We start from the raw sequence: 8,027 nt of genomic DNA on the forward strand, positions 1-8,027 counted from the left end.
CGGGCACGAACGAGTGTACGCCGGTGTTTAATACATCGTTTGGGGCGGGGCGGTGAACCGGAATTAACCTTGGATAATCGCGATACAAAATTAATTCATATTCAATTCGGCGATGCCAAATATGAAAGTTAATTGAATTTAAACTGACGAACAAAAACAAAAAACCCCACGAACTTACGTTCTATGGGGTTGATCGTTTGCTGCATGCTGCTGAAAGGACCTTGGTGCCCAGGAGAGGACTCGAACCTCCACGGTGTTGCCACCGCTAGGACCTGAACCTAGTGCGTCTACCAATTCCGCCACCTGGACCAAGGGGTACAGCAATCCCGCTATTGTAGCGGGTTGTGTTTCAATCCACGCGCATCACATCGATGCGCTTCACAAACAAAAGAGCCACCAAAAGGCTGCTCTTTATAGACATCTGGTGCCCAAGAGAGGACTCGAACCTCCACGGTGTTGCCACCGCCAGGACCTGAACCTGGTGCGTCTACCAATTCCGCCACCTGGGCAAGGGTGCGTGTGCAGCAAAGAACGCAATTATATCGGGCCCAATCACACTGTCAAGCATTTTGAGATTCCTGCCCGGATCCCGCCGCGAGGCAAGCGCAGCGGGCTTCGCGGCCATTCGCCTGCGCCTTGAGGCCTTGATGACGGGTGTTAGAATGATCCGCAGACATAACCCGCGCGCGGCGGCTATCGGAATGATCCGAAGTAACCGAACCAACCGGCCAGTCCGAACCGCGACGCCAGTCCAACGAGAAGAAATCATCGACAAGCCCTTGAGCAAATATCCGTATCCGATTCCGAGCCGCGAAGAAATTCTCGGCGCGTTGCGCACGAGCGAAACGCCGCTCGCCGCGAACGACATCGCCGAGGCGCTGTCGATCAAGCGCCAGGAGCGCGAAGGATTTTTCAAGCGACTGGGCGCCATGGAGCGCGACGGGCAAATCCGGCTCGACAAGCGCGGTCACTATCAGCTCACCCATCCGTCGAATTTCGTTGCGGGCCGCGTGCAAGGCCATCGCGACGGCTTCGGCTTCCTGATTCGCGATGACGGCCAGGACGATCTCTTCCTGCCCAACGGCGAAATGCAGAAGGTGATGCACAACGACCGCGTGCTCGCGCGCATCGTCGGCTATGACCGGCGCGGACGTCCGGAAGGGCACATCGTCGAGGTCACGGATCGCGCGAACAAGCGCATCATCGGCCGGCTCATCAATGAGAATGGCGCGCTCATCCTCGTGCCGGAAGATAAGCGCATCGGCCACGACATCCTCATCACGCAGAACCCGAAGAAGGCGAAGGTCGGGCAGGTGGTGTCGGTCGATCTCACCGATTTCCCGAGCCGCCATTCGCAGCCGCTCGGCCGCGTGGCCGAAGTGATCGGCGATATCGACGATCCGGGCATGGAGATCGAGATCGCGGTGCGCAAGTACGGCGTGCCGCACGAGTTCAGCGACGCCGCGCTCGCCGTCGCATCGAAGCTGCCGGACGAAGTGCGCCCGGTCGATATCCGGCATCGCGTGGATCTGCGCGACGTACCGCTCGTCACGATCGACGGCGAGGACGCCCGCGACTTCGACGACGCCGTCTATTGCGAACCGATGACAGTCGGCCGCGGCACGGGTTTTCGTTTGCTGGTGGCGATCGCGGACGTCTCGCATTACGTGCGCCCGAACGAGGCGCTCGACGTCGATGCGCTCGATCGCAGCACGTCGGTGTACTTCCCGCGCCGCGTGATTCCGATGCTGCCGGAGAAGCTGTCGAACGGGCTGTGTTCGCTGAATCCGCAGGTGGACCGCTGCGTGCTCGTGTGCGACATGGTCATCACGTCGCGCGGCGAGATCAAGGCGTATCAGTTCTATCCCGGCGTGATGCACTCGGCGGCGCGCCTGACCTACACCGAAGTCGCGGCCGTGCTGACCAACACGAAGGGCCCGGAAGCGGCCCGCCGCGCCGACCTGCTGCCGCACCTGCAGAACCTGTACGGCGTCTACAAATCGCTGCACGCGGCGCGCCAGAAGCGCGGTGCGATCGATTTCGATACGACCGAGACGTACATCGTCTGCAATGCGCAGGGCAAGATCGAGCAGATCGTGCCGCGCCATCGCAACGATGCGCATCGGCTGATCGAGGAATGCATGCTGGCCGCGAACGTCTGCGCCGCCGACTTCCTCAAGCGCCACAAGCATGCGGGGCTGTATCGCGTGCACGCGGGCCCGACGCCTGAAAAGCTCGAGAACCTGCGCGCGTTCCTGCGTGGCGTCGGCCTGACGCTGACCGGCGGCGAAAAGCCCCACGCGAGCGATTACGCCGCGCTGATGGCGCAAGTCCGCGACCGGCCCGACGCGCAGATGCTGCAATCGATGGTGCTCCGCTCGATGCAGCAGGCCGTCTACAGTCCGGACAACATCGGGCACTTCGGGCTCGCTTACGAGGCGTACGCGCACTTCACGAGCCCGATCCGCCGCTATCCCGACCTGCTTACGCACCGCGCGATCTACGCGATCCTGCAGGGCAAGAAGTATCAGCCGGACATCGGCCATCACATATCGCTCAGCACGGGCCTCACGAAAGCCGCGCGCGAAATGCAGAAATCCGACGACGAATCGCGCGGCCGTTCACGCAACAACGTCGCGATCTGGGAAGAGCTGGGCCTGCATTGCTCGTCGAACGAGCGGCGCGCCGACGAAGCCTCGCGCGATGTCGAAGCGTGGCTCAAGTGCTACTTCATGCGCGACAAGCTCGGCGAGGAATACGGCGGCATGGTGAACGGCGTGACGTCGTTCGGCATCTTCGTGCAGCTCGATTCGCTGTTCATCGAAGGGCTCGTGCACGTGACCGAACTCGGCTCCGACTACTTCCAGTACGACGAGGTCAAGAACGAGTTGCGCGGCGAGCGCACGGGCATCCGCTACCGGATGTCGGATCGCGTGCGCGTGCAGGTGAGCCGCGTCGACCTGGATTCGCGCAAGATCGATTTCCGGCTCGTGCGCGATACGCCGGTGAAGCCGCCTTCGGGACGCATCGCGCCGAACGTGCCGGAACATGTGGGCATCGGCGCGACCGCCGGACCGCGCGTGCGCTCGTTCGCCGCCGATGAAACGCCGAGCACGCGGCGTCGCGGCGGCAGCAAGCGGGGCGCATCGCCGCTCGCCGCGACCGCGAAGGATACCGGCGTCGCTAAAAAGCGCGGCGCGGCGCCGAAGGCGGCTCGCAAGAAGCGCTAGACGCCCATCGCTGGGCTGTTCCGGCGGCGCGCGTCATTCAAAAAATGCGCGGCCCGATGCGTGAAGGCGCATCGGGCCGCGTTTTGGTTTTCTCATTCAAGGTTTGCCAGTCATGTCACGTCTCAAGGTTCTTTACGGTTTTCACGCGGTGACCGCGCGCCTCAGGGCGGATGCATCGACGATCGAGGAGGTGCTGTACGACCCCACGCGCAAGGATCGCCGGATGCAGGATTTCCTGCGCTCGGCGAAGGAAGCGGGCGTGCGCCTGATCGCCGCCGATGAATCGCGTCTCTGGGGTCTCGCGGGCAACGTCGGGCATCAGGGCGTGGTCGCGCGCGCACACGACATGCCGCTTGCGCAGAACCTCGCGGAACTGCTCGACGGCGTCTCCGGCACGCCGCTTCTGCTCGTGCTCGACGGCGTCACTGATCCGCATAACCTCGGCGCGTGCCTGCGGGTTGCAGATGCGGCCGGCGCGCATGCGGTGATCGCGCCGCGCGACCGCTCGGCGGGGTTGAACGCGACGGCCGCGAAAGTCGCGAGCGGCGCGGCTGAAACCGTGCCGTACATCACCGTGACGAATCTCGCGCGCGCGATGCGCGAATTGAAGGACGCGGGCGTGTGGGTGGTCGGCACGGCGGGCGAGGCGACAACGAATCTCTATGAGACGAAGCTCGACGGGCCGATTGCGATCGTCGTCGGCGCGGAAGGCGAGGGCATGCGGCGCCTCACGCGCGAAACCTGCGACGAAATCATGAACATTCCGATGGCGGGTTCCGTCGAGAGTTTGAACGTTTCGGTAGCGAGCGGCGTGTGTCTGTTCGAAGCGGTGCGGCAGCGGTCGGTGAAGAAATAACGCGTCGATGAGGTTCATCGCCGCCGCGCTCCTCTGCGTACTTCTCTCTGCCTGCACCGTGACTCGAATCGACCGCGGCACCTACATCGCCGACACGCGTCATCACGCGACGAGCGTTGATTCGCGCGTGCGTTTCCTCGTGATGCACTACACCGAAATCGATGAAGCGGGCTCGGTCGAAGTCCTCACGGGCCCGAACGTCAGCACGCATTACGTCGTGCCGGATGCGCCGGCCATCGAGCACGGCGAGCCGGTCATTTATCAACTCGTGCCCGAAGAAATGCGCGCATGGCACGCGGGCGTCAGCGAATGGCAGGGCACGACGGAGCTGAACGCGGCGTCGATCGGTATCGAGAACGTGAATCTCGGTCCCGTCGATACCCCGCAAGGCCGCCAGTGGCAGCCGTATCCCGCAGCGCAAGTCGATGCGCTTGTGCGGCTCGCGAAGGACATCGTCACGCGTTACGCGATCCCGCCGACGCGCGTCGTCGGTCATAGCGACATCGCGCCGCAACGCAAGATCGATCCAGGTCCGCTCTTTCCGTGGCGCGCGTTATACGCGGCGGGCGTCGGCGCATGGCCGGACGATGCGGACATCGCGCGCCATCTCGCGGGCCGCGATCCGAAATCTCCCGTCGATGTGAAAGCGCTGCAGGAAAAACTCAGGCGCTACGGCTACGAAGTCGCAATAGACGGCGTCCTCGACGACAAGACGCGCAACGTCTTCAGCGCGTTCCAGATGCACTTTCGCCCGAGCGACTATGCGGGCCGGTCCGACGCCGAGAGCGATGCGATCGCCGCCGCACTGCTCGACAAATACCTGCGCTGAGCGATCCGAATGGCCGACTTCTACTTCCCGCTGCGCGCCCTGCACATGACCTGCGCGGGCTTAAGCATCGCGGGATTCTTGCTGCGCTGGCTCTGGATGCTGTGCGGCTCGCCTGCATTGCACAAACGCGTGACGAAGATCGCGCCGCACTTCATCGGTACGCTGCTCTTGCTGAGCGCGATCCTGCTCGTCTTGATCGTCGGCTTCGGGGCGAGTGCGGCGTGGCTGTCGGCGAAGATCGTGGGGCTCGTCGTGTATGTCTCGCTCGGCGCGTTCGCGCTCAAACGCGGCCGCACACAAACCGCGCGTGCCGTGTTCGGCGTCCTCGCGATCGCGACGTTCGCGTTCATCGCGTCGGTGGCGCGCTCGCACGATCTTCTGGGCTTTTTCCGCGTGTTAGCGTGACCAACGGAAATGCTCGGCAAGCTCCGTTAAAATTCCGGTTTCCCTTCTCGCAGCCCCCACTCCCATGACTCAAGACGAACTCAAGCAACTCGTCGGCCAGGCCGCAGCCGACTACGTCAACGCGACCGTGCCCGAAGGCTCGGTGATCGGCGTTGGCACCGGCTCGACGGCAAATTGTTTCATCGATGCAATCGCGCAATCGAAGGCCCGCTATCGCGGCGCGGTGTCGAGTTCGCTCGCGACCACCGCGCGGCTCGAATCGCACGGCTTCAAGGTGTTCGACCTGAACGAAATCGACTCGCTGCCGGTGTACGTCGACGGCGCCGACGAAATCGACGCCAGCGGCGCGATGATCAAGGGCGGCGGCGGGGCGCTGACACGCGAAAAGATCGTGGCGTCGGTGTCGGACGTGTTCGTCTGCATCGCCGATGCGAGCAAGCGCGTCCCGGTGATGGGCGGCTTTCCGCTGCCGATCGAAGTCGTGCCGATGGCGCGTACCGCAATCGGACGGCGCGTGACGGCACTCGGCGGCGTGCCGATCGTGCGCGTGCAGAAGGACGGCTCGCCGTTCATCACCGACAACGGCAACGAGATCATCGACGTGAAGGGGCTCCAGATCACCGATCCGCGCGCGTTCGAAGCGCAAATCAACGCGTGGCCGGGCGTCGTGACGGTCGGTCTGTTTGCCGCGCGCGGGGCGAATCTGTGCCTGCTCGGTACGGACACGGGCGTCGAGCGGATCGACTACATCCAGTCGTAAAAAACAGCCTCGGTCGACTGAAAAACGCGCGAAAGTCGGTCGCCTTTCGCGCGTTCTTTTTTTGTCCACCGGCACGGATGTGCGCGAACGTACGCAGATGTACGCTGCGAGATAGCAGCGGCATGGAAACACTTAGACAATGCGGGAAGCTGAGGTAGCATGACCGGACTACTATTCGGAACCGCCCTTGCCCAACAACGATAGCGAAGAAGCCATCGCGCGCGACGTCGAGGCAATCAGCCGCATCAGCGCGGTCCCGTCGATGCTGCGCGTCATCTGCAAGAACACGGGATTGGGGTTCGCTGCGGTCGCCCGCGTGACCGAAGGCAACTGGACGGCCTGCGCGGTGCAGGACGACATCCAGTTCGGCCTGAAAGCCGGCGGCCGGCTCGACGTCAACACGACGCTCTGCATCGAAGCCCGCGCGGCGCGCAGGCCCGTCGTGATCGATCACGCGAGCCTCGACCCCGTCTATCGCGACCATCACACGCCGCGCCTCTACAACATCGAGAGCTATATCTCGGTGCCGATCGTGCTGCCCAACGGCGAGTACTTCGGCAACCTGTGCGCGATCGATCCGCGTCCGCGCGTCGTGTCAGATCCGCGCACGGTGACGATGTTCAACCTCTTCGCCGAACTGATCGCGCTGCAGCTCGACAGCGAAGGGCGTCAGCACGCGACCGAATCGGCGCTGCTGAACGAGCGCGCGACGGCGGAACTGCGCGAGCAATTCATCGCGGTGCTCGGCCACGACCTGCGCAATCCGCTCGCCGCGGTGAGCGCGAGCGCGGAAGTGCTCCAGCGGCGCAGCAAGGAACCGGAGACGATTTCGATCGGCCGCCGTCTCCAGGTGACGACGCGCCGCATGGCGCGCCTGATCGACGACGTGATGGATTTCGCGCGCAGCAGGATGGGTTCGGGCCTCTACGTGACGCTCGCGCCCGAAGACGACCTGCGTACCGCGCTGTGCGACGTCGTCGCCGAATTGCGCGATGCGAATCCGGACCGCACGGTGCTGGACAGCATCGAGATCGGGCAGCGCGTCGTGTGCGATCGCGGACGTTTGCAGCAGCTTCTGTCGAACCTTCTCGGCAATGCGCTTGCATACGGCGCGCGCGACGAGCCGGTGAAGGTGGACGCATCAATAGAAGGCGGCTGTGTTGTGATTTCTGTGACGAACGGCGGCCAGCCGATCGACGGGAAAGACCTGCTGAAGGTGTTCGAACCTTACTGGCGTCCCGCGACCAGCAAGCCGGGCGGCGGGCTCGGCATCGGCCTCTACATCTGCTCGCAGATTGTCGAGGCGCATGGCGGCGTGCTGGACGTCACGTCGTCGGCGGAGAAGGGCACGCGGTTTGTCGCGCGGCTGCGCATCTGCGAGTGAGCGCGCCGAAGATAGGTCTGAAGAATTAGGTATCGTAATTGCTGAATGAAGGTTGGGAGATTTTAAGGCGGTGCCGATAGAGCCGTTGCGGCGCCGCCGATAGGATGCAGGCCGCGCTCGAACGTCAGCCGTTCGGCGTCAGCACCATCACCACTCTTGAGCCCACATCGATGCATACCGATCTCCGCTACGCCCTCAATAGCGCCTACGAGCGCATGAAGTTTCAGGAGCCGTCGCCGGCGGCGTTCGCCGCCAGTTACGCGCTCAGCCTTGGGATCATCATGGGCGGGGAGACGTGCAAGGGTATGTCGGTGGAGGAGGCGGCGGTGGAGCGCGCCTACGTATCGATGCTCGCGGCGCTCTATGAAATCCGGCTGGGCGTACAAGCCGTAGGCCGCGAAGTCCCACGGCGTTGACACAAAGCGAAAGGCCCGGCAACGTTCTGCGGGGCCTTTCGCATTTCAGCAGCCGCTCGATCGCTCAATAGTCGGTCTTGCAGAATCGCGCGAAGCCAAGCGCAGCGTGCGGATAGGTGCAGATAAGCAGTTGCGAAACTCCCAGTT

The 8,027-nt window shown here is 63.5% G+C and carries 7 protein-coding genes and 2 tRNA genes; 7 read left to right on the top strand and 2 right to left on the bottom strand.

Annotated elements, in window-relative coordinates:
* Positions 1–222: 222 nt before the first annotated feature.
* Positions 223–309: transfer RNA gene (locus AWB67_RS11740), tRNA-Leu, on the bottom strand.
* A 113-nt stretch (positions 310–422) separates the two neighbouring features.
* Positions 423–509, bottom strand: a tRNA-Leu gene (locus AWB67_RS11745).
* A gap of 192 nt (positions 510–701) precedes the next feature.
* Here AWB67_RS11745 and rnr point away from each other — a divergent pair.
* The 7 genes from rnr (at position 702) to AWB67_RS11780 (ending at position 7,880) form a co-directional block, all read left to right on the top strand.
* Positions 702–3,230, top strand: a complete 2,529-nt coding sequence (gene rnr / locus AWB67_RS11750; protein ID WP_087656412.1) for a ribonuclease R — start codon at positions 702–704, stop codon at positions 3,228–3,230.
* A 112-nt stretch (positions 3,231–3,342) separates the two neighbouring features.
* Positions 3,343–4,086 (top strand): 23S rRNA (guanosine(2251)-2'-O)-methyltransferase RlmB, encoded by a 744-nt coding sequence (gene rlmB, locus AWB67_RS11755; protein WP_087656413.1) that lies wholly within the window; start codon positions 3,343–3,345, stop codon positions 4,084–4,086.
* A 7-nt stretch (positions 4,087–4,093) separates the two neighbouring features.
* The gene (locus AWB67_RS11760; protein WP_087656414.1) at positions 4,094–4,915 is read left to right on the top strand and encodes an N-acetylmuramoyl-L-alanine amidase; all 822 of its coding nucleotides are present in this window, start codon (positions 4,094–4,096) and stop codon (positions 4,913–4,915) included.
* Between the two features lie 9 nt (positions 4,916–4,924).
* A complete protein-coding gene (locus AWB67_RS11765; RefSeq protein ID WP_087656415.1) occupies positions 4,925–5,320 on the top strand; it encodes a SirB2 family protein in 396 nt (131 codons plus the stop codon).
* 64 nt (positions 5,321–5,384) lie between these two features.
* Positions 5,385–6,080 (top strand): ribose-5-phosphate isomerase RpiA, encoded by a 696-nt coding sequence (gene rpiA, locus AWB67_RS11770; protein WP_087656416.1) that lies wholly within the window; start codon positions 5,385–5,387, stop codon positions 6,078–6,080.
* Between the two features lie 187 nt (positions 6,081–6,267).
* Positions 6,268–7,464 (top strand): GAF domain-containing sensor histidine kinase, encoded by a 1,197-nt coding sequence (locus tag AWB67_RS11775; RefSeq protein WP_235025114.1) that lies wholly within the window; start codon positions 6,268–6,270, stop codon positions 7,462–7,464.
* A 170-nt stretch (positions 7,465–7,634) separates the two neighbouring features.
* Positions 7,635–7,880 (top strand): hypothetical protein, encoded by a 246-nt coding sequence (locus tag AWB67_RS11780; protein WP_125477584.1) that lies wholly within the window; start codon positions 7,635–7,637, stop codon positions 7,878–7,880.
* Positions 7,881–8,027: the final 147 nt, after the last annotated feature.

It is taken from the genome of Caballeronia terrestris, assembly GCF_001544515.1.
GTDB classification, from domain to species: Bacteria; Pseudomonadota; Gammaproteobacteria; order Burkholderiales; family Burkholderiaceae; genus Caballeronia; species Caballeronia terrestris.